We start from the raw sequence: 20732 nt of genomic DNA, 5'->3' as shown, positions 1-20732 counted from the left end.
GGGAAGTGTTATAAAATATAAACATCTATTCTTGCGTTGACAAAGCAACTGCTAGTATCCCGAAAATTGCTTTTGTAGAGCTATTTATCTTTTGTATATGACTTATCCTATCAACTAAATTTTTTCTATTATTGATAATTCCGTTGTTAGCAATCGGAACAGACCATTTTATAATAGGTATCTTCCTTTAATTTTTTTTCTCCTTTTTCCTTTCAACAAAAACATCCTTCGAGAATAAGACATACACTAAATATGGTCTTATTCTCGGAGGATTTCTTCTTCGGTACGTTTTTATCCTGTTTTGTAAATTTTCAGTAGTGCATTATTTTTTATTATCTTTTGCAATCTTCTTAATCAAAGCTGGCAGCCAATCATCCAGATTCGTAAACGTAAATCCTGCTTTTTCTGCCTTTTCCGTATTCATATACCATGATGCAGGAATAGCATATGGAGAGAAATTTTCTTCATCTCCGTCAAGGGTAATTTTTGCAGTATGCCCTGTAACCTTTTCGATTATATGGATTAATTTTTTCATTGTAATCTTCCCATTTGCTGTCGCATTAAATGGCCCTTCCACCTCTGAAAAACCTGCCCACTTTAAAAATGCGGCCGCTTCCGAAGCAAGAATAAAGGACATTTCTGCCTCCGTATTAACAAAGCCGATCATTCTATCCTGTTGAATCCGCTCAACATGAAAATGCAGGCGGCGCGTGTAATCATCTTCCCCTAACACAATTGGAAATCTTACCGCAACAACGGGGAAATCTGCATAATGGAAAAATGCTGCTTCTGCCTGCCGCTTTCCTTCATCATAAACAAACTCGTTCTTCTCAAGTTGTATAGGATAGTTGTATGGATGAAAATCTGCCTCCCTTTTTTCGTTTCCATCTACAGAATAAGTAGATAAAGAGGAAGTAAACACCAGCTTTCCAATTTTCCCATTAAATACTTCACAAAAGTCTTTTGCTTCATTAGGCGTATAACAGATATTGTCATAAACAATATCATAGGTTTGACCTGCGAAATGATGTTGTAATTGTTCCTTTCTAGAACGATCAGCAATAATATGTTTCACTTCGTTGCCAAAGGGATGACTTACTGTCCCCCGAGTCAGAATCGTAACACGGTGTCCCTCTTTCAAAAGCATTTCCACAAGCTTCCTTCCAAAAAAACGGGTGCCGCCTAGCACTAATATATTTTTCATCTTTTTCTCCCAGTCTATGACGTTATTTAAAAAATTCCATAGAATGAAGCTAATTCCTCTTTTTAATCCATGATTTTATTTCGATAAAACTATTATTTTGCAATAAAATATTCTATATTTACAATCTGTTCTTTCTGGATTATGGGTGTCACCCCTTGAACAACTTGGTCCCCGTTATTCCACATTTCTGAGCTACGCAATTTAGCTAAATCGAAAATTCTTTCCCAGCTTTGTTCCTTTGTAATCGTTAATCTTCCCTCGTCGAATAAAGTATCTTCCTCCTCAGTCATAGGGCAAAAACCGTTATTTAACACACAATGCCAAGCATAAAAATCAGAAAACAGAATTTGATTTTTTGGTATCTCGACTGTTAAACATACAGCTTTTGTTCCTCTATTAAAATGTCCTTCCCTCTGTAAATTTGGTTTGGTCGTCCACACCCAAATAGGATAGGAACCATTATGATTCAGCCTCTTACTCATTTGTTCTATCATCCATTTATAAGCAGGAAGAAAATCTTTATCTAAAAATTCTGCGTTTCCAGTTAAATAGCCATTTTTATTTAATTGATTTACCACTTCGATTGTTTGGTTGGTGAAATATATAGGCATTTATCTATCAAGCTCCTTCTCATTTTTATAAAAGCTGCAAATACAGCCATCAAATAAGGACATTTGCTTTCTTCTATTTCCGAAAAAACAACAATATGGTAATATTAAACAAAATAGGAAAGGAGATGATATAATACAGATTTTCTTTGGCGTTGGATCTTTTGTTATTTTTATTATATTGCTGATGGCTTATATCCTTGAATTTTTTATGGATTTCTCTATTCCCAATACTCTTTCTATTATACTCCTTTGGCTTCTTCCTCTCATTGGGATTAACTTTGGTTTCTTAAAAAAAGGAGTCATTCAAATTAGCGGCCTTATCGGCAATGTCCTTATCTTTTGTTACTTCAATTTTTTAGAATGAACCTTGATTTCCAATTATAATAGATTTTTTCTGGAGATGTTTATTTGCCGCAAATGCAATCATACGTACTCATCTTACTAATAAATGCCGCTATTTTTTGCCTACATTTGTATTTGTTCTTTTATTTGAACGATATCGATTTTCTTTTACAGCTTTTCTTTTTTATCATTATTTTTTTGCCTATAAATTTATGGATTTAGCGCAGTAACTGGTAGATAAGTTTTTATCATCACTGGATATGTATATATGTATTACTCCTTTTCGTCACGCTTATATTCTTTCTATTCCAATTATTGCTAACAGATAAGACGGAATTTATTCCTAAAGGAGAATTCTACTTTGATTTATTTTTAGCTCTTTATGTTTTTTCTTTGATAGAGTTATTACTACTAATTTTTTTAAACGGGGTTACTTTTATTAAAAAAAATGGTTAGGAGTGTTTCATAATGAATAAGTTACATTTATTGATAAAAATTTTGATTACTGGTTTAGGTCTTCTATTAATCTTAACAAACATTGATACTCTTTGGTACAACGTTTTTATTGCATTTGTCATTGTCTATCTAATCTGTGACTTGCTTTTAAATATGTTTCGCAAAAAGGATAATGATGGAAGAGTGCAATAAATTATTGCACTCTTCCATCATTTTGGCGGCTATGCTTGAAAAAATATCCTCAAAACACTAGTTAACATAATAATATTATTATAAATTATTCTAGTGACCTATTTATCAAGCATTCTTCTTTTGCTCTTTTCTCGACCATGAAAAATAGAATAATAGAAAGCTGGTGAATGAATTGAAGTTACCACTAAAGCAACTAGAGAAAATAATTGGATCACTTCCATCTATTTCTCTTGTTGCTGAACAAGGCAGTACCTCAACCGTTTATCAAGTGGAAACTAGAAGTGGCACCTATATACTAAAAAGTGCTTTTGAAGAAAAATATCGCGATTGGCTACAGACAGAAGCAAGTGTTTTAGAAAAGTTAATCGGGAAAGAATTTATTCCTGTTCCGTATTACTATGGTTTTTTAAAGGAACAAGCCAGCAGTCATTTAATCATGTCCTATGAACAAGGGATTACCTTAACGGCAGCTTTAAACCAAGCAAAAACAGACACAGAGAAATGTGCTTTAGTTCAAAGCTTTGGCCGACTTTTACATAAACTGCATACTACAGAAATATTGGATCCTTTCCATTATGCAAATGAATGGCTATCTGAACGTCTCCTAAAAGCAGAGTATTATGTAAAAAAAGGATGGACAGAAGGATCCATTGAACTTCTCACTTTGTTGAAAAATAACAAGCCAGCGCCAATAAACCAAACGATTATACATGGAGATTGCACAACAGACAATGTTCTTGTTGTGAATGGTGCTGCAACAAAGTTCATTGATGTCGCTGGCATGACAGTTGGTGATCCTCGCTATAATGAAGCATTGGCCATTAGAAGCTTTGTTCATAATAAAAAGTTTAAAGAAGCGTTTTATGCAGGCTATAAACACTATCAGATTACCATAGATGAATTTCGATATTTTGACGAAGGCTTGTATGAATTTTTCTAATACCAAAACAAATTGGTTAATGAGTGGCACACTATTTATAGGTATTAAAATGTCCTCTCAGAAAGGACATTTTAATACCTTTTGTCTTTTTGTGGTGCCAGGCACTCTTAATGGACACTCTTAAGAATCCGTTGCTCAAACCCTTTTGTAAGTGGCACGACGATGATGCCGGCGATGACAAGTTGCATGATATTACCTGGCACGGAACCGAATGGCTGGATCCAGTTGCCATAAAGGATCACTTCTGTAAAATAGTAGCCGACAACTTTGATGATCATGGCAACTGCAACTGCCAGTATATATACAAAAGACTTTTTGCCGGGCATCTTTTCCGCGATAAGTCCAGCTATATATCCCATAGTACCAACGATAATAAATGTAAATGGAGCCCATAATGTCCAGCCTGACATAATATCGAATAAAGCCATTCCAAAAGCGCCTACAATCGCACCTGATTTCTTGCCAAAAAGAAATGCAGCAATCAAAAACGGCACGTTACCCAAATGGATTAGCCCCCCATTTCCCATCAATGGCAGCCTGATGTTGATAAACATTGTAGCAAGAAACGTTAAAGTAATAAAAAGTGCATTGAGAACCAGAATTCTCGTTTTGTTTTGTTTAGTCGTATACATGCATATTCTCCTCTTCCTTCGAGTATTTGTTTTTCAGTTAAAAAAAGAATATCCTCTTCTTCATGATTACTAGTATAATAAAATCTGACAATATAAAAAGTGTCAATTTTTATAAAAATAACATGGTCAGAAAGGATAGTTCCCGAATGGATATGCTTATGTTTGAATTGAATAAAAACACAACAAAACCCTTATATGAGCAGCTTTATATGGGAATCAAATCTGCTATTTTAAGCCAACAAATTGAAGTTGGAACGCAACTCCCCTCCAAAAAAAAATTGGCCGATTTCTTAAATATCAGCCAAACAACCATCGAAGTGGCATATGCTCAGCTAGTTGCAGAGGGATTTATTGTCTCAAAACCACGGATCGGTTTTTTTGTAGAGGATATAAATGAATTGCCTTATATTGAAACAGAACATGATGAGTTGCCTATAGAGGATACAGGGAAAGAAATGATCCGAATTGACTTTCATCCTGGAAAAATCGATACAGATTCCTTTCCTTTTTCCCAGTGGAGAAAGTATGCAAAAAATTTATTTGATACACCGTCAAAGGAGTTGCTACAGATTGGAGAACCACAAGGGGAATACACTTTACGGGCGGAAATAGCCAAATACCTCTATCAATCACGAGGGATTGTATGTAAGCCAGAACAAATTGTGATTGGTTCAGGAACAGAACAACTCTTCCCCATGATTTTACGGTTGCTTGAAAAAGATTCAACCATAGCCCTTGAAAATCCTGGCTATTCAGCAAGCCCAAGAATTCAACTGCAAAATAAAACGATCCCTGTTCCAGTTGATGAAGACGGATTGATAGTGGAACAGCTTGAAAAAACAATGGCGAATGTAGTCTATATTACACCTTCTCATCAATTTCCGACAGGTGCGATTCTTTCCGCCACAAGGAGAACACAGTTAATGCAGTGGGCAGCAAAAAGTAAAACTCGCTATATCATTGAAGATGATTACGACAGCGAGTTTCGTTACACCGGTAAACCCATTCCCGCCTTACACGGGATGGACCAAAACGACAAGGTGATTTATCTAAGTACCTTCACCAAGTCATTAATGCCCTCATTGCGATTGGCCTATTTTCTTTTGCCTTCCACATTGCTGAAGAAATATAAGGAAACATTTAGTTATTATTCGGCAACTGTCCCTAGATTCGATCAGCATATAGTAGCCAGCATCATGAGAGACGGTTATTTTTCAAAACACTTAAATCGGATGCGGAAAATTTACCGTAAAAAACTTGATAGACTGACCCATATCTTTAAAACAGATTATCCTGAAGTCATCATCACTGGAGATCAAGCCGGGATGCATATTTTAATTTCCCTTCCCTTGCAAAAAAGTGAAAATGAGTTAAAAGCTATCGCAGCAAAAAGCCACATCTCCATTTATCCTTTAAGCGATTATCTGATAGAACCAATCGAATATAAGTATCCAACATTCCTGTTAGGATTTGGAGGCATCCCCTTAGAAAAAATCGAGGAATGCATTCATCAATTAATGCAATGCTGGGAAATGGCAAAATAATCTAGCTTGTCCTAACTCCAGCTAGACTCTCTATTTGGTTTATACTAATGCACAGTATTATTTAAGAAGTAGTGTTCATTTTTCTATTAACTAGATTATTGAATAATAAAGAAACGTCTAGACCTTATTTAGCATGGTTTTAGACGTTTAATGATTTAAGCGTTCATACGATAAGTACAATCCATCGAACGATACATTAGCTGCCATTACTAGAAAGTCGTCGGTAACTTGATAGGCCATCATAGGTAACTTAATTTGATTACTATTTTTTTCAAAGCCAAAGCATTTTCTCCTAAAAAAAATAAAATGCCCCACCTTGAACCGCATTATTTAAGAGTTATGGTGGGTTTTGGCACTTTAGCATAATATAGCTTTAGCCATGGCAAGTAACAGCCTAGTTTATTAAACTAAAGCACCTCTTACTTTAAGTACAATAGTTTACAAACTCATATCTATGTTGATATAACAAAAGGCTTCAGGATATGAGTCTTTTTGTATAGGTTATCTTTTAAATCCACCTTCTGAATGAATAATCCGACCTGTAATCCAAGCTGCTTCATCACTCACTAGAAATTTAATGGTTTTTGCAACATCTTTCGGCTCACCTATTCTACCAAAAGGAAACATCGGTTTTAATTGAGTTTTTATTTCCTCTGTCATCCAGCCAGTATCAGTTGGACCTGGATTTATTGTTTTGACCGTTATACCTAACGGGGCTGATTCATTTAACATATACCATCTATATTTTTAAAGGATGTAGATGTTTTTTTATTTCCTAAAAAGCATTCAGAACCTATCTCGTGATGTAGAAATAGTTATTGAACTAAACTCATCCTTTATCACCTTAATAGATAAAAGTGCATTCCTCCACCTTGGATCAATGCAACAGTTAGCTGAAGAACTAGCGTATTATTTTCATCTCTTTAAAGTCCCTATCCAAACATCACCCTTGTCGAGACTATATTGCAGGAAACTCCCCTCTTCATCTTTAATTCTTACGGCATCATAGGCTTTTCCCTTAATTCTTGATACTTCTTTTTCGGTTAAAGCACCTTCTTCTAACCATTCATTTAAGTCATTTTCATCGTAATAATCACTCTCTATATGCAAATCCCATTCAAATTGTTCTAACTTGTCTCTCAAAGAATGAAATTTATCAAATGGAAATCCCTTATTTGCTTGCCTTCTTTTGAAGGTTTCATCATAAAAATCAAGACAATTTCTATATGCGACAACAATTTGTGAATTAATAAAATGAGGGTCATAAAGCCAGAGTTTCAAATAAAAGTCTTCCTCTTCTTTTTTCATTTTTTGATGCCACTCTAGGTAAACCTCGATCATTGCATCAAGTAAAAGGCTTTGATACCAATTAGGAGGGTTTCTTCGTTCTAATTTATAAAAAGGATGAATCCATAATTTTTCGTATTGTCTTTGATAATTCCTTAAGTAGTCCATATCTAAATTGATTGCATTTTGCTTCCATCTTTCGATTTTTCTTTTATGTCTTTTCCAACCTCGTATTTTCTTCTTTTTTGAAAAATAAAACACTTATACACTTCCTTTATTGATTTATATAACTCAATGATACCTTATCTTCTTGTTTAACTAATCTCCTTTAGTTCGTAAAGTTAAGATACTTCTTTGGGGCAAATAATCTCCAGTTCAGTGAATCAACTATAAGTTATTGAAAAAACTCAGTTGCAATTCTATTAAGTTCAGATGGATTCTCTATAATAGCCCAGTGACCACAGTTTTCAATCTCAATCAGTTCAGCATGAGGAATATAATCTAAAAGCAGCTCCTTTATCCTCTTTGGGTTTAAAATATCATCACTTCCTTGTACTACAATAATAGGTATCTTTGATAATTTATTGATTTTGGGAATTAAATTATAGTTATTTCTAATGTCATCACCTATTCGATTATTTACTATATTATTAATGGGTGATTGATCTTTTTTCTGAATGTTGTCATATGAATATACATGATAAGGATCGATAACTTTCAACATTTCTGTCATCAGACTTACCTTTTTTCATTCTATTATGGATTATGAAAAGTTTAATTTTATCTAGTATTGACATTCTTTTTAATAATTCTTTGGAGAATTGTCTGTAACCGCTGGAACTAATACCAATTGCAGCCGTTAAAAACAATTTATTTACATTTTCAGGGTACTCAGTGGCATAAAGAAGTGCAAGTATAGAGCTCCATGATTCACCAAATAAATGTATCTTATCTAACTTCAGTTTTTTCCTCAACATCTCTAATGTTTCTACTTCATCAGCCATTGAATATTCGTTATTTAATAAATGTTCCGATTTACCACAACCAGTTTGATCATAAAGTATAAGTTTATAATTCTTAGATAATGGTAGTACATGAGGAAGAAAGAATTTATGATTACTACCAGGACCACCATGAAGAAAAATAATAGCATCTCCTTCGCCTACTACATTTATAAAAATTTTTCTGTCATTCACTAGAACATAATCTTGCCAACCTCTATTCATAATCCCCCTCCAGTATTACTTTTTAAAAATACAACTAATTTTTTATATTATTCGAACTAATCAGTCTATCTATGTTCAACATTTATCTCTTTAAGCTCTAATAAATCCTCTAAAATAGTATTCATTACTTCCCACCTTTCAACTTATTTTTATATCTTATCATTTTCCTTCTTAACCTGTCCTTTTAGTGCCTGATTGTGGAAGATGATAATCGCACCCTGTACTTTGATGTTTTTCAATTCATAAATCTTATTTTAATACCTTTTACTGGTTTAGAATAACCAAAATATTCCTCATTTTTCTACAAACCTTCCAACTTAATTTTAAATCCATATTTTTAATATCCTTCTTCCTCAAGCTTATTTAATCAATAAAGTAATGATCTATATTTTATAAAAGAAATTTGACCTTATTAGTGCTGCTCAATATTTTCTTTCAATAGGTATTAGAACGCTGGCAGTTCTTTATTAATTCGTAATTAAAAATTCACTAGCAATAGTGTGTTGACGTTAGTCTAATTAGACTATATAATATGGAAATCTAATTAGACTATCGACTATTATGTAAAGGATTGAAATTTAAATGATAAAATCTTTTTTAATGTTAGGTCAATCGAATATGGCAGGTCGCGGATTCTTGCATGAGGTAGAACCTATCTATAATGAAAAAATAAAAATGCTTCGCAACGGTCAGTGGCAAATGATGACAGAGCCTATTAATTATGACCGCCCTGTTGCTGGTGTAAGTCTAGCAGCATCTTTTGCACAGGCTTGGTCGAATGCCAACCCGGATGAAGAAATTGGTTTGATTCCTTGTGCGGAAGGTGGCAGTTCTTTGAACGATTGGCATCCGCAGGGTATTCTTTTTCAACATGCTTTATCTGAAGCTCGATTTGCACTTGAAACTAGTGAAATTTGTGGCATCCTCTGGCATCAAGGTGAAAGTGATAGCAATAATTCTCTACATGAAACGTATTATGAAAAGTTATCTCTTATCATGGAAACTTTACGTAAAGAATTAAACCTTCAAAATGTTCCATTAATCATTGGTGAGCTTGGTGATTTTCTAGGAAAATCTGGTTTCGGAAAGTACTCATCAGAGTTTCAAGAAATAAACGACCAATTACGTCGATTCGCTCACGAGCAGCAAAATTGTTATTTTGTATCAGCAAAAGGTCTAACTGCCAATCCAGATGGTATTCATTTGAACGCCGTTTCTCAACGAAAATTCGGTTATCGCTACTTCGAAGCATTTTCGAAAAAATGTCATATCTTAGAGCCTCTTTCAGATGAAAATCAATCACTAAAAATAAACAATAACTATTCAAAAACAGAACAAATTTATATTCACAGTATGAATTTGACTCTAGGTAAAATCACATACGCTGAATTTGAAGCCCAAATGACGAAGGTGATGCGCCCTTGATTCCCTTACTTATCCTTGGCTTACTTATTCAAAACCCTGGCGCTCATGGATACGAACTATTAAGTTTAATGGAAAAACGACACTATAAATATATCGTTAACTTCACTAAAGGATCATTTTATTACAATTTACAACAACTTGAAGAAAAAGGCTTGATTGAACAAACACATCAAATAAGTCCAAACAACGGGCGTGAAATGCACCCCTTTAAAATCACGTCTTTAGGAAGAGAAGAATTCGATAAATTAATGGTCAAATATGGGACTAAATCCGAGTATGTAAACTTACAATTCTATGGGTCGTTACTCTTTGCAGATGAATTCGATAAAAATAAATTATTAGAATTAATCCAATCACAAATTGATCAAACTGAAGCCAGAATTGCTCTTCTCGATGAATACCTAGCTATCACTAAAGAATTACATGGTAAAATTGATTATTTTCGTCGCATGAACGAAAATTCTCGTTCACACCATTTAGTGAACTTAAAATGGTTTAAAGAATTGAAAGCAGACATAGAAGAAGCAACTGTGTAAATAAACACTAAAATCCCGTATCAATATTACTTAGTAAAATTGATACGGGATTTTTCATGTAATTTTTTGTAGTCCAGCAACTTTACAGTTACGTTCTGGCTAACTACTTCTAAACTAACATCAGAAAATGAATGTGCTAAGGCAACAATTAAACTAACACAATACTTAATAGTATATTCACAATATAGTATTCCTGAATATAGCCCGATTGTTGAACACTAGTTAAAAATCACTGTTGAACTGAGGCTGCCCGTTTTGTGGTACAAGAAAATTATTTATAACAGGAGTGCTAAACTTTTAATATAAAAAACAAGTTGCTATATTCAACTTGTTTTTAGGAATAGGGTACAACTATTAAATTAAAAGTTACTTATTATTCTATATCATTTAATTGCTTATTTAGGATATACCTTTTTAAATCGTTCACACACAACTAACATATCTTGTGTAAATGCTATATCATATTCCTTTAATAATTCTGTAAAGAACTTCTCGTGAGCATCCCACCAGAATTGATAATCACCTTCACCTTCGGCTAAAGCAAATTCCTCGGTTACCTCATTCATTGGAACAATTTGAACTGATTCAATTTCAATAATAGCAACTGGATTTTCCTTACCATTTAAAATAATATAATATTCACCAACTTTAGGAATAGCTTCTTTTTCAATTTCGTAAAACACATAACCCGAAGTTGTAGCTGTCTTTTTTCCATTTACAACTAATTCTGCTAACCAATCAGCCGAAGCACCAAATTGAGTAGCATCTTTATATTGAACCCCTTCTTTTTGGGTGTCTATACAAAATTGATTCCAAAATTCATTAACTCTGTTATTCATTTTCCTACTTCTTCCTTTATTAATATTTTAACTCCTTTAATCTAAATACTTATTCTAGGTTACTTTGAATTATCCTTCTTGCACCAACCTGCTCCGTTCGTACCATAGCAAAAAAAGGTAAATCCTTCATGGATTAATTCCTCGATAGTTCTATGAGCTCCCAAATTTATTGTAAATTCTTTTTAAATAAAACTCTATCTTGATTTGGTCCGTCATAGTCCTTATAAACAGTAACTCCATCTACGACTGCATTTCCTTGTTCAATATCAAAACCCATATTAGTATGAAAGGAAATTGAAATTTTATTAATAGGTGAGGTTACACAACGGATTATACTAGCACCTTTTTGTTTAACCACATAAAAAAATTTATTGTAGAGTGTTTTTCCTACATTGTGTTTTCTATATTTTGGGTGCACTCCAACGAAATGAATATATGCCTCTTCAGGCTGTGATTGTGATAAAAACCCAATTAGAAACCCCACTATTTCCCCATCTTTTTCAGCAATAAAACTTGTATCTGTAAAATGATCAAAAAAGAGCTTTGGTAACTTATCAGCCATTTGTCTTCCCCCCCACCATTGATTTAGTAATGGCGAGATTTCATAGTAATCTAAACTGTTTACTGAACGAATCTTCATTTTTAATCCCCCTACACTTGTATGCTATATTTACCCAATCCCACACTTATTACCAATTCTAGCACATCTATTATTCAATTTAATCAACTATCCTACTTTAGCAAGAAATACGATATCTCTTTGTTGAGGTATCGCACTCACAATCATTCCATCTCTTAAGAAAAAAGAGCTGACCCAAGCAGCTCTTTGATCTAAAAAATAAAATTATTTTTTTAAAACTGCAATCCAAATTTCGCTTTTCACAAATGGTGAAGTTAAATCTTTGGTTTTAATCGACAAGATTTGGGTCCTTCTGTTACTTGATAATTAGAAGATGGAAACCACTCAGAAAAAATCCTCCCCCAAGTTTCCTGTAAAGTACTAGGAAAAGCTCCCGTTGATTCAAATATCGTCTAGGTTAATGCAGGAACTTCAAGTTTTGAAAAGTTTTCAGGACATTCTTCTGTTGCTGCTACTCCTATATACTGATCAAGCTCTCCTTTTTCTTCCATACGTCCATCAGAAAAGTTTGTAGATGCTTGAATCATACCTTTAGATTCAACATTAGAGAGTTTTTTAATTGATCTATTTTTTCCATAGTCAAAGATTTCCACATTGCTGTATTTCCGGGTTTTTCCCTTCAAAAATAATTGGAACTCTTTTCATCATACCAATCGTTTAGGATTTTTCTTCGAGTCTCGAAGGCTCTATTGTGACATTCCCAATTTTTCATCGGATTTTTCCCATCTGCCCAAGTTCCTTTTAATTTACACCAGCTCGTACAGCAAGTTCTACGTACTTTTTAACTATGGTTCGCTTAAATTCAATATTCCTTTAATCATTTAATATCTCCCCTGTTGCTCTTGTGTAATTTTACGCAGAACCCTGAACTACATAAAACTAACCTGCTTCGTTTCTACATGAGTAAGCTTTCACTTATTACAGGAATGCTGCCCCGTTAGCTTAACAAGATAAAGGTAGATCACATCAATTGAAGTTCAAGAAAATCTAAATTATAATCTATAGAAAAAAGAAAAAAATACCATCTGTTCTCTTGGCTAAAATCTTCATCTGATCTTCCATCCTTCTTATCTTTACAATTCTCCCTCAAGATACTTTATTAGGTACAATTCAGGCTGTTCGAGGAACTCTGTAAAGCTGCATAAATCCAGATACGTCTGATGCTCTACATCATAACATCCTATCAGGCCTTTATTCTTTGGGTTCCAAACCAACTGTAGGTCAGAGTAATTGTCGATATCAGCTGAAAGACGAAGCAGCTTTTGTCTACCGATTTTTATCTCAATTGTATCGTTCAGCGTAAAAAAATCTATATACTCGATTTCATATTCATTTTGCGCTAGCTCAATGCGTAGCTGATTTCCTGTAAGAAAGCAGACCAGTTCATCGGGTAATTTATATTTTTTAAGCTCATTTTTCTTGTTCGCTGGATCATGGAATTCAGCCGGCTCCAGCGATTTCAAATAATTAGCCATGACCGTATCCTTATTGCTGACCGCAATCGTATATGGCCGATCGCCGTCTTTTTCCGCTTTAGTAACATCTGCGCCGTGTTCAATCAAAAATTTAACCATGCCCATATTCCCCATACGAGCAGCCACCGTTAATGGAGTAGCTTGATAAGGATAGACCATATCCGGTTGATTATAATTGATGTCCACCCCATGATCGAGCAAATATTTGAGTGTCTTCAGGTCATGGTCCGATGCAGCTTCACGTATGATGGCACCGCCGTACAGCTTAATATCTAATCCCAGCTCATGAATAAGCGGGATGTTTTTTTTGTTGCCATAATAGGCTTCTGAATATGCACCCGACCCCGTTTGATTATGCTTGTCCATCTCAGCTCCTTGCACTGCAATGTAACGGACGATATCCTCCCCGCAATAACGTACAGCTCTCAAAAAAGCCGGATTATGATGAACATTCAGGTTAACGCCATGCTCTACCAGCAGCTTTATAACCTCCTTTTTCTGCAATACTAGCGCCAGATCTAACGGACTAAGAGAAATACGCTTACTAAGTACGATACCCTCCTCAATATCCCAGCCTGCTGCGATTTCCGCCTCTAAAGCCGGAATATTTCCTTTATAAATATGCATCGCCATTTCCGGCAGCTCCTGAAACCTTCCAATACCTCTCAAGACGATCAACCTTATCACTCCTTAGCTCAAAATTTTATGACACACCTTATCCGGATCTTTGTTTTTTTATTATTATAAAACTTAAACATAGTTAAATTGGGGTATTTTTTCTTTTTTTGATTATAACAAGGTATTACTACGATTAGTTTTAGAAAAAGTTCCCGTTATTTAACAAATCTTTACCAATAGCAAGATTTCACTTATTGCAGGAATGCTATCTCGATAGTAAGGTAATCTCATTGTCTAGTTTTTTCTGTATATCAGCATTCGTCTTTTCCAACTCCATCTATATTCTTAGGTAAAATCTGTACTTGTAAGTAGAAAACTTCCCTTGAATTCCTCCTATATTTTATGTAATTAATGCTTCGTTTCGCCAATACAATATAATAAAAAGAAAAACGGAGTGCTAGCCATGGTCCAATTACTCGTTGAATTTGTATGTAACTTCATCTCATTCTTTATAAAAGATAAGTATAAAATTTGATTTTCTCCCGCACGATATTAATTAAATAAATGAATTGCAGCACCCACTGGTGAGCAATTGAATCTCCGTCGAAGTCACTATTTTCAACCTTTTCCACATCTTCTATTGAAAGTTGGTCAGAAGTTATTTTAACTGGATCATCTAAGTCCACTACACACTAATAGTGATGAAGTCCTTATCCCCTAACCTACTTCTTTAATATCTTAATAGATAAAATTGCATTCATCCGTCTTGATAAATACATCAGTTTCCTGAAGAATTAGCGTATTATAGTTATTCGCAACTTTATTTATTACAGGAAAGTTGACCCTTAAAACCATAAAAAAAACAGCTGCCTATAGCAACTGCCCCTCCCAAGATCATTTCATTTATTTTAAGGGAAAATTTTTTTAAGTTTTTCATCTAATCCAGTAAAAAGCATGAATGCTGTTATTGGTATGCCCATAAGTAGCACAAAAGGTAGGGATGTATGTTCATTTGGTCCTAAAACTAGGTAAGCTAATAACATAATTGCTGCTAATCCTATATAATTCTTTAAAAATGATGCCATTGAAGCTTTCCTCATATTTATTACCTCACTTAGTATTTATTGTTAAAGATATCAACATAAAATAATCACCATTTTTCCCCTTATATTTTAAACTATAACACAAAATTCATGAATTCCTTAGCAATTATTCTAATGAAATGTAAATTAAAATTCCTTCTAGCTATTTAATTAACCAGCCCCCCCTTTAGTGCCTGCATAAATAAAAAAGCATTCATCCGTCTTGGATCAATGCCCCGATTAGTTTAAGAACAATTCTTCACTTACTTTAGTTTCTTACAATGATGCTACCTATTTTAAGCAAGTTCCCCTTTGTGTAAACTATATAGTGATATATTTGTAATCCTGATCTATATGCTTTCTTGTAACAATTTCATTTTCATCTAAGCCATTACATATTGCAAAAAAACCTTCATTAGTTTCAAAACCGACGCCAATCAATTGTTCCATCCATTGAATAATTTCAACAGTATTTATTTCTTTCTTTAAAAATTTATTAAGCTCTACCAATTTGTTCTTTTTCCAAACTAGTTTTCTACCAAAGTAATTAATCTCTTGTAACAGGTCAATGTGATCAAAAGTTACAGCATATTGATTAGTCTTGTATGCACATAGTTCTAACTGGCAAGTTTTAAATTTTAATATTACTGGCAGGTCATTAAACCATTCATCATTAATACTATCCCAGGACATCCATAGTTCTTCTATTGTTTGCCCTTTCAGAGATTCCAGCTTATATTTATATTCTGCTATGATTTTAAATGATTCTTCATACAATTTGGGATTGTAATTTTTTATTCCTAAGATAAAATTCCCTCCTTCTCCATGTTCCTTTATAGTGCTCCGTTATTAATTAAGGCTATGCCTTAATTGGTGCGGTTGTTTCAATATATAAATTGACTTTCTATGAAAAAAAATGCCCCGATAGTTCAAGAAAAATGAACAAATTTTAGTTCTCTGCCAACAAAATTAGAAGATGGAGGTTGTAGTTCTAATTCTCTCGACCAAACTGAAAGTTGTCCGATATGATGAATTTCGTGTGCAATAATATGGTGAATAATATCATTCACAGCATATTTTTTTTCATCCCAAGGGACACTGACACTCTGTTCCTTCAAGTCATCTGTGTTTTTCAAAAATTCAGCGATTTCATTCCGTAATTTATCTGAAAGAGTTTTAACCTTTTCAAGTGTGTGATAGTCATCAAACTGAAATACTACATCCTCTTTCCCTTGAATACCACGAATCCAACTATATTCCACATCAATTATATGGAAAAGTGTAAATAAAATATTTCCTACTCCGCCAATACGATTTTTTAATAACTCTTCAGTTGTTAATTGATTACACCAGTCAAACCATTCATCTCTTACTTGCCAGTTATATACAAAGAATTTTATTAATATTTTGAACACCCCTAATTTAGCTTAATATTATATCTTTCGCTATAAAGTCATTATTTCCTTCTTCCACTAACCTCCCTCTTCAGTAAAAAATGCGATACCTTTTTGTAAAAGTATCGCAACCATTAGTGAAATAACCCATTAATTTTTTTGATTGTGTTAATAGGGAAAGAATAAATCGTATGTGTGTCTTCTGTATTCATAATGGTTCCTGACTTTTCATCAACCAAAATTTCAATTGTTTCTATATCCTCTATAGTCTCTTCTTGAACTCCCCTGCTTCTACAGCAAAATATGAGAAATACTTCCCTTTAATTAAAGGAGAGTCCCTTATAGTTTTTTATTTTTTAAATTATAGCAAAACTAATCGTTCCAATGGAAGGACTTTAAATCTTTGCTTTAAATAACCAGAAAATGATATTAACAGCTCTTTTTTAGAGCATTTTATTTCTTCCAAAGGTTTTAAACGCATTTATCATACTTTCGATAACTCTCTTTTTATAGAAGACTTATCTGAAAGAAAATAAATTCTTCTCTACCTTTAGATATATTAATAGCAAAAGTTAGCTCACAAAAAATGAGTGAAGCAACTTTCATTTTCATGCTGTCCATAAAACAAATCGGATGACGATAGAGATGCTTAAAAGGACAAAAAAATGCAACTGATAGTATCAGCTGCATTTTTTAATTAACGCTCCTCATTTCATCGTAAGTTCATTCGATTTATATGTGTTTACATAGAATTCCTTCGCTACCGGAGTCCGATTTTCTCTTACTACTTTTACCAACACCAACTACGTGTTAATCAATAGTTATTATTCGGACTTTTTATCTCTTACTTCGATGCCTGAATTTAAATAATTCCTCCTAGTATAAGAGGAGTTTTCCAATCTCCTAAAGTTCTAGCGGCTTACTCCCCCACCATACCGTCGTTATCATTATCGCGCATATATTTGTACAGCCAGTGATCACTTGTTATAGGCATGCTATATCCTGCTGCTTTTGCTTCTTTAATTGTTACTTGACCATCACCGTTTGTATCAATAGTTGAAATATCCTCTTTTTCCTTTGAAGTAGTTGACTCGGAAGACTTACTACCAGTTAATCCAAGTGATTTATTTACTTCATCAGGGTTCATATTGTCGAATTCATCCTTAATGACATTTCCTTTTATAGTATAGGTATACTGATATCTAGAAGGAATCTGCGTTTCTGTATTCGGATAGGTGATGATGGCTTCAAAGTTCGTGGCTCCACCTGCCTTACGGATTGCGTCTTCCATATAGGCTTGATCACCATGGCGGTTAAGCGTACTATCTTGTGGGGTAATATTATAAGCATTCGACACTCCGCCTAGTGAATCTGCAATGATATGTCCTTCATCTAAATCTGCTCTCTCGACACCAGGAACCTTTGCTTCATCAGAGTAGTATCTGCCAGACGATGTTACTGGTTCATTTTTGTCATCTTGTAGAATGATTTTCTCAGCAACGACACGGACTAGCTGCCCATGCTTATTTGTAAATGCCCAATATTCACGATCCCCATATCCAACGTCAACAACAACATTTGGTTCACGATGCCCAGACAAATCACCGCCATCCACTTCAATAAGCTTGTATCCTTTAAACAGTTCATTTTTTGATTGGGTTACCGTTTCCTCTACTACTTGTTTTCCAGTCGATGTTTTTTCTTTTTCACTATTTTTAGTAGTTACTTCTTGTGAATTAGCATTCCCATCCGTATTCGATACATCTTCTACGTTGGAGCAACCAACTATAAAGATGGCAGTTAAAAGTAAGATTAAATAGTTCATTTTCTTTTTCATGTCAAGACTCCTCATGGTGTTTTCTTATAAATCATTCTAGAAATTTTTGACGAAAGCAGAATTAACAATGTTAACCCGTTTATAATAGTATATTACAATTTTAATATTATTACAGTAGATACTCAGTTCAATTACGTAAAAGATTAAGAGAGATATTACATTTTTTTCTAATTAGAAGTTTCACTAGTATTCGCTTTTCGATTCAACAAAAGATGCTATTTAGTATGATTAAAAAAGCACTATTCCAAGTCAGGAATTGCCCCATTTAATATTACTTAACATCCACAGTAGAAAATTTCTTTTTATTTACCTTAACTAAGGTAAACGATAATAAAGCAGAAATAAAGATTAAGATAGCGGCAAATATATAAACGGCTCGTATTCCAACAAAGTCAGCAATGAAACCTATTAGAAAAATGGATAAACCTGAAACAGTTGATAATAGAATACTTTGGGATGCAAACACCTTGGGTAAGTCTATGGTTTGAATATTTATTTGAAATGCAGTTTGTTGAGCCACATCTCTTATTTGGTAGGCTGGACCCATTGCAATACAAAGCAGAAGAGCCAATATAGGACTACTGGTCAGCCCATAAATTAAAGTAAAAATACTAAATACTAACGAACCAATCGCCATACTAAATATCAAATGCTTCTGAATTGTTTTAGCTATGAATATGGTGATTATCCCCCCCAAAATAGCGCCAACATAATAGCTTGCATTAATAAAACCCCACCATTGCTCTCCTTGGTTTAGGGCTTCTTTTACATACACCAATGTTATTGCTCCAACCCAAATGGAACCTGCCATTCCCTCAATAACATCCATTAAAGTAACCATTCTAAGCGTCTGATTATGCCATAAAATCTTCCATCCTTCATTCATCAGCGCCCACTTGGATTTATTTTCGACAGGAACTTCCATATTAGAAACGAAATGTTTTGATGTAATATATAAAGCCAATACAGAAAGCCAGAGCAATACTACATTAAACGCCAAAGTAGAATTATGCCCCCAATTTATTACCGCAAAACCTGTAAAGCTATAACCAGCTATTTGAACAGATTGAGTTGTGATGGATAAAGAACTGTTAGCTCTCACAAGATTTTCCTTTGATACAATTTTAGGTGTAACAGAGTTAAGTAATGGGTTCCCCCATCCTTCCATAAAAGATATAACTAAAATAAATAGCAGCAAAACATAAATATGATTCGTTATCGGCAAAAAACCGAGTAGTAAAAAAGTAAGTAATAATGCCTTCAACCCCTGAAACTTTACCATTAATTTAGCGAAAGCAAACTTTCTATAAATTAATGGGGATGTTAGACCAGCAGTTAAATTAGCCAAAGCTTTGAATAAAGGAAACAACGAAGACATTAATGCAGAGTCCGTTTTTTGATATATGTATGTGGTAATAACCATAATGTAAATGACATCTGCTAAGGCTATGCTTGTCTTAGCAAACCAGAAACTATAAAAACGTATACTATTCATACTATCTCCTCTCTTGATTAATCGAAAACAACCCTATGATTATATCATTGGAAATGCAAGTTTTGCCTTCTTCTTTTTGTTTATTACACACATATCAAAAGATTATATCCATTCCAACGCATAAAAACGCAGCTTTTATATAACCTGAAAGTTAATTTAACTAAATAGTCAACTTTTTAGTTAAATTATAAAATTACGCTCTTACTTCTTCATGACTTTTTTAAAGTGGAAAAATTCATATTCTGTATCTGGTTTCGTTTCATCCACTTCAAAGTCTGGGCCTGGGTTACCTCTATGCAAAAATTCCACGATATGAAAACCACATTTATTCACATAAAAGTGAATATTGCGTTTTTCAAAATAAGGTGTATATAGCTCCCAAACTTTTGTTTCTGGGTATGCCGCCTCTATTGCTTGCCATGCTTTTGTCCCGATACCTTTTCCATGTGCATTCGCATTCATATATAAAAATACAACTTCATTATGCTGTGTGTCTTCATCAATTTTTAATACTGCCCCACCCAGCTTTTCTCCGTTCATTACGAGATGATAAATCTCTGCATCTGGTTCTGTGAGCATTTTGTCAACATCCTTTTCAGGTGGAACCGGTGCTATTTCGGTTGGATTGTCATGCTCTGGAAAACTATCTTTTACCCCTTTTAAAAAGGCTTCGTGTAATTCCTGCTTAAAATCAGCCAGCATATTCTTGTTTACCGGAAGTAGTGTAACAAATTGTTCTATATTACCTGTCATCCTATATCTCCCTTTCCGCACATCATTGTGCTTTACCTTATTCATTATCCTCCAAGTAACTATTAGCAAAAGGCATACAAGCACCTAATCTACTGTCCCGTATACTCCATGTTTACTATACATCGATAATAGCTATTGAAGTAATCAACATCAGATCATATTCAAGTAATCCCCCGCCTCGCTTATGCAAAAATCGATTGCACA

20 protein-coding genes and 2 pseudogenes are annotated in these 20732 nt (G+C 33.9%); 5 read left to right on the top strand and 17 right to left on the bottom strand.

What is annotated here, in order from left to right; genetic code table 11:
- Positions 1-322 precede the first annotated feature (322 nt).
- Both NiCM35_RS02015 and NiCM35_RS02010 read right to left on the bottom strand, forming a co-directional pair.
- Positions 323-1204 carry an NAD-dependent epimerase/dehydratase family protein gene (locus NiCM35_RS02015; protein WP_095328350.1) on the bottom strand — a complete coding sequence of 294 codons (882 nt, stop codon included), beginning with the start codon at positions 1202-1204 and terminating at the stop codon, positions 323-325.
- A 92-nt stretch (positions 1205-1296) separates the two neighbouring features.
- Complete coding sequence (locus NiCM35_RS02010) at positions 1297-1815, bottom strand: DUF3841 domain-containing protein (RefSeq protein ID WP_433778446.1); 519 nt, start codon at positions 1813-1815, stop codon at positions 1297-1299.
- 810 nt (positions 1816-2625) lie between these two features.
- Between NiCM35_RS02010 and NiCM35_RS02005 the strand changes: the two genes are divergently transcribed.
- The gene (locus NiCM35_RS02005; protein ID WP_095328347.1) at positions 2626-2805 is read left to right on the top strand and encodes a hypothetical protein; all 180 of its coding nucleotides are present in this window, start codon (positions 2626-2628) and stop codon (positions 2803-2805) included.
- A gap of 163 nt (positions 2806-2968) precedes the next feature.
- Positions 2969-3745 carry a phosphotransferase gene (locus NiCM35_RS02000; RefSeq protein WP_433778443.1) on the top strand — a complete coding sequence of 259 codons (777 nt, stop codon included), beginning with the start codon at positions 2969-2971 and terminating at the stop codon, positions 3743-3745.
- A 107-nt stretch (positions 3746-3852) separates the two neighbouring features.
- On the opposite strand, the gene NiCM35_RS01995 is transcribed toward NiCM35_RS02000, so the two are convergent.
- The gene (locus tag NiCM35_RS01995) at positions 3853-4377 is read right to left on the bottom strand and encodes an ECF transporter S component (protein ID WP_123257558.1); all 525 of its coding nucleotides are present in this window, start codon (positions 4375-4377) and stop codon (positions 3853-3855) included.
- A 146-nt stretch (positions 4378-4523) separates the two neighbouring features.
- Here NiCM35_RS01995 and pdxR point away from each other — a divergent pair, with 146 nt between their 5' ends.
- A complete protein-coding gene (gene pdxR / locus NiCM35_RS01990) occupies positions 4524-5921 on the top strand; it encodes a MocR-like pyridoxine biosynthesis transcription factor PdxR (protein ID WP_433778441.1) in 1398 nt (465 codons plus the stop codon).
- 501 nt (positions 5922-6422) lie between these two features.
- On the opposite strand, the pseudogene NiCM35_RS01985 reads toward pdxR, so the two are convergent.
- The 4 genes and pseudogenes from NiCM35_RS01985 to NiCM35_RS01970 form a co-directional block, all read right to left on the bottom strand.
- A pseudogene (locus tag NiCM35_RS01985) lies at positions 6423-6644 on the bottom strand (SDR family oxidoreductase); the annotation flags it as partial.
- A 192-nt stretch (positions 6645-6836) separates the two neighbouring features.
- A complete protein-coding gene (locus tag NiCM35_RS01980) occupies positions 6837-7412 on the bottom strand; it encodes a hypothetical protein (protein WP_433778480.1) in 576 nt (191 codons plus the stop codon).
- 190 nt (positions 7413-7602) lie between these two features.
- Positions 7603-7941: an alpha/beta fold hydrolase gene (locus tag NiCM35_RS01975; RefSeq protein ID WP_433778439.1), complete on the bottom strand. Its 339-nt coding sequence runs from the start codon at positions 7939-7941 to the stop codon at positions 7603-7605.
- Positions 7892-8434 (bottom strand): alpha/beta fold hydrolase, encoded by a 543-nt coding sequence (locus NiCM35_RS01970; protein WP_433778437.1) that lies wholly within the window; start codon positions 8432-8434, stop codon positions 7892-7894. Before NiCM35_RS01970 ends, NiCM35_RS01975 begins: the two co-directional genes overlap by 50 nt.
- A gap of 582 nt (positions 8435-9016) precedes the next feature.
- Between NiCM35_RS01970 and NiCM35_RS01965 the strand changes: the two genes are divergently transcribed.
- Positions 9017-9859 (top strand): sialate O-acetylesterase, encoded by an 843-nt coding sequence (locus NiCM35_RS01965; protein WP_095328341.1) that lies wholly within the window; start codon positions 9017-9019, stop codon positions 9857-9859.
- Positions 9856-10395 carry a PadR family transcriptional regulator gene (locus NiCM35_RS01960; RefSeq protein WP_433778435.1) on the top strand — a complete coding sequence of 180 codons (540 nt, stop codon included), beginning with the start codon at positions 9856-9858 and terminating at the stop codon, positions 10393-10395. The genes NiCM35_RS01965 and NiCM35_RS01960 overlap by 4 nt, the downstream gene beginning before the upstream one ends.
- A 395-nt stretch (positions 10396-10790) precedes the next feature.
- Here NiCM35_RS01960 and NiCM35_RS01955 read toward each other — a convergent pair whose 3' ends face one another.
- The 10 genes and pseudogenes from NiCM35_RS01955 to NiCM35_RS01910 form a co-directional block, all read right to left on the bottom strand.
- Positions 10791-11234: an ASCH domain-containing protein gene (locus tag NiCM35_RS01955; RefSeq protein WP_095328339.1), complete on the bottom strand. Its 444-nt coding sequence runs from the start codon at positions 11232-11234 to the stop codon at positions 10791-10793.
- 166 nt (positions 11235-11400) lie between these two features.
- A complete protein-coding gene (locus tag NiCM35_RS01950; RefSeq protein ID WP_172860335.1) occupies positions 11401-11874 on the bottom strand; it encodes a GNAT family N-acetyltransferase in 474 nt (157 codons plus the stop codon).
- A gap of 204 nt (positions 11875-12078) precedes the next feature.
- Positions 12079-12528, bottom strand: a pseudogene (locus NiCM35_RS01945) (GyrI-like domain-containing protein); the annotation flags it as partial.
- 419 nt (positions 12529-12947) lie between these two features.
- Positions 12948-14027, bottom strand: coding sequence for an ankyrin repeat domain-containing protein (locus NiCM35_RS01940; protein ID WP_433778432.1), 1080 nt, complete (start codon positions 14025-14027; stop codon positions 12948-12950).
- Positions 14028-14875: 848 nt separating this feature from the next.
- Entirely contained in the window at positions 14876-15052 is a 177-nt protein-coding gene (locus NiCM35_RS01935; protein ID WP_163188258.1) for a hypothetical protein, read from the bottom strand.
- Between the two features lie 318 nt (positions 15053-15370).
- Positions 15371-15742, bottom strand: coding sequence for a hypothetical protein (locus NiCM35_RS01930; protein WP_171509568.1), 372 nt, complete (start codon positions 15740-15742; stop codon positions 15371-15373).
- Positions 15743-15978: 236 nt separating this feature from the next.
- Positions 15979-16449, bottom strand: coding sequence for a DinB family protein (locus tag NiCM35_RS01925; protein WP_163188275.1), 471 nt, complete (start codon positions 16447-16449; stop codon positions 15979-15981).
- 913 nt (positions 16450-17362) lie between these two features.
- Positions 17363-18280: a DNA/RNA non-specific endonuclease gene (locus tag NiCM35_RS01920; protein ID WP_095328331.1), complete on the bottom strand. Its 918-nt coding sequence runs from the start codon at positions 18278-18280 to the stop codon at positions 17363-17365.
- A gap of 271 nt (positions 18281-18551) precedes the next feature.
- The gene (locus tag NiCM35_RS01915) at positions 18552-19775 is read right to left on the bottom strand and encodes an MFS transporter (RefSeq protein WP_095328330.1); all 1224 of its coding nucleotides are present in this window, start codon (positions 19773-19775) and stop codon (positions 18552-18554) included.
- 201 nt (positions 19776-19976) lie between these two features.
- Positions 19977-20528: a GNAT family N-acetyltransferase gene (locus NiCM35_RS01910; RefSeq protein WP_371471095.1), complete on the bottom strand. Its 552-nt coding sequence runs from the start codon at positions 20526-20528 to the stop codon at positions 19977-19979.
- Between the last annotated feature and the right edge of the window lie 204 nt (positions 20529-20732).

The sequence above is a fragment of the Niallia sp. M35 genome (genome assembly GCF_050971705.1).
GTDB classification, from domain to species: domain Bacteria; phylum Bacillota; class Bacilli; order Bacillales; family Cytobacillaceae; genus Niallia; species Niallia circulans_A.
Note: the sequence above shows the minus strand (reverse complement) of the source record. Positions and strands in the feature narration are given on the sequence as shown.

Excerpts from the sequence above, each read along its gene's own strand:
- NiCM35_RS02015 (WP_095328350.1), bottom strand. The coding sequence starts at position 1,204 with ATGAAAAATATATTAGTGCTAGGCGGCACCCGTTTTTTTGGAAGGAAG.
- NiCM35_RS02010 (WP_433778446.1), bottom strand. The coding sequence starts at position 1,815 with ATGCCTATATATTTCACCAACCAAACAATCGAAGTGGTAAATCAATTA.
- NiCM35_RS02005 (WP_095328347.1), top strand. The coding sequence starts at position 2,626 with ATGAATAAGTTACATTTATTGATAAAAATTTTGATTACTGGTTTAGGT.
- NiCM35_RS01995 (WP_123257558.1), bottom strand. The coding sequence starts at position 4,377 with ATGTATACGACTAAACAAAACAAAACGAGAATTCTGGTTCTCAATGCA.
- pdxR (WP_433778441.1), top strand. The coding sequence starts at position 4,524 with ATGGATATGCTTATGTTTGAATTGAATAAAAACACAACAAAACCCTTA.
- NiCM35_RS01975 (WP_433778439.1), bottom strand. The coding sequence starts at position 7,941 with ATGACAGAAATGTTGAAAGTTATCGATCCTTATCATGTATATTCATAT.
- NiCM35_RS01970 (WP_433778437.1), bottom strand. The coding sequence starts at position 8,434 with ATGAATAGAGGTTGGCAAGATTATGTTCTAGTGAATGACAGAAAAATT.
- NiCM35_RS01965 (WP_095328341.1), top strand. The coding sequence starts at position 9,017 with ATGATAAAATCTTTTTTAATGTTAGGTCAATCGAATATGGCAGGTCGC.
- NiCM35_RS01955 (WP_095328339.1), bottom strand. The coding sequence starts at position 11,234 with ATGAATAACAGAGTTAATGAATTTTGGAATCAATTTTGTATAGACACC.
- NiCM35_RS01950 (WP_172860335.1), bottom strand. The coding sequence starts at position 11,874 with ATGAAGATTCGTTCAGTAAACAGTTTAGATTACTATGAAATCTCGCCA.
- NiCM35_RS01935 (WP_163188258.1), bottom strand. The coding sequence starts at position 15,052 with ATGGCATCATTTTTAAAGAATTATATAGGATTAGCAGCAATTATGTTA.
- NiCM35_RS01930 (WP_171509568.1), bottom strand. The coding sequence starts at position 15,742 with ATGTCCTGGGATAGTATTAATGATGAATGGTTTAATGACCTGCCAGTA.
- NiCM35_RS01920 (WP_095328331.1), bottom strand. The coding sequence starts at position 18,280 with ATGAAAAAGAAAATGAACTATTTAATCTTACTTTTAACTGCCATCTTT.
- NiCM35_RS01915 (WP_095328330.1), bottom strand. The coding sequence starts at position 19,775 with ATGAATAGTATACGTTTTTATAGTTTCTGGTTTGCTAAGACAAGCATA.
- NiCM35_RS01910 (WP_371471095.1), bottom strand. The coding sequence starts at position 20,528 with ATGACAGGTAATATAGAACAATTTGTTACACTACTTCCGGTAAACAAG.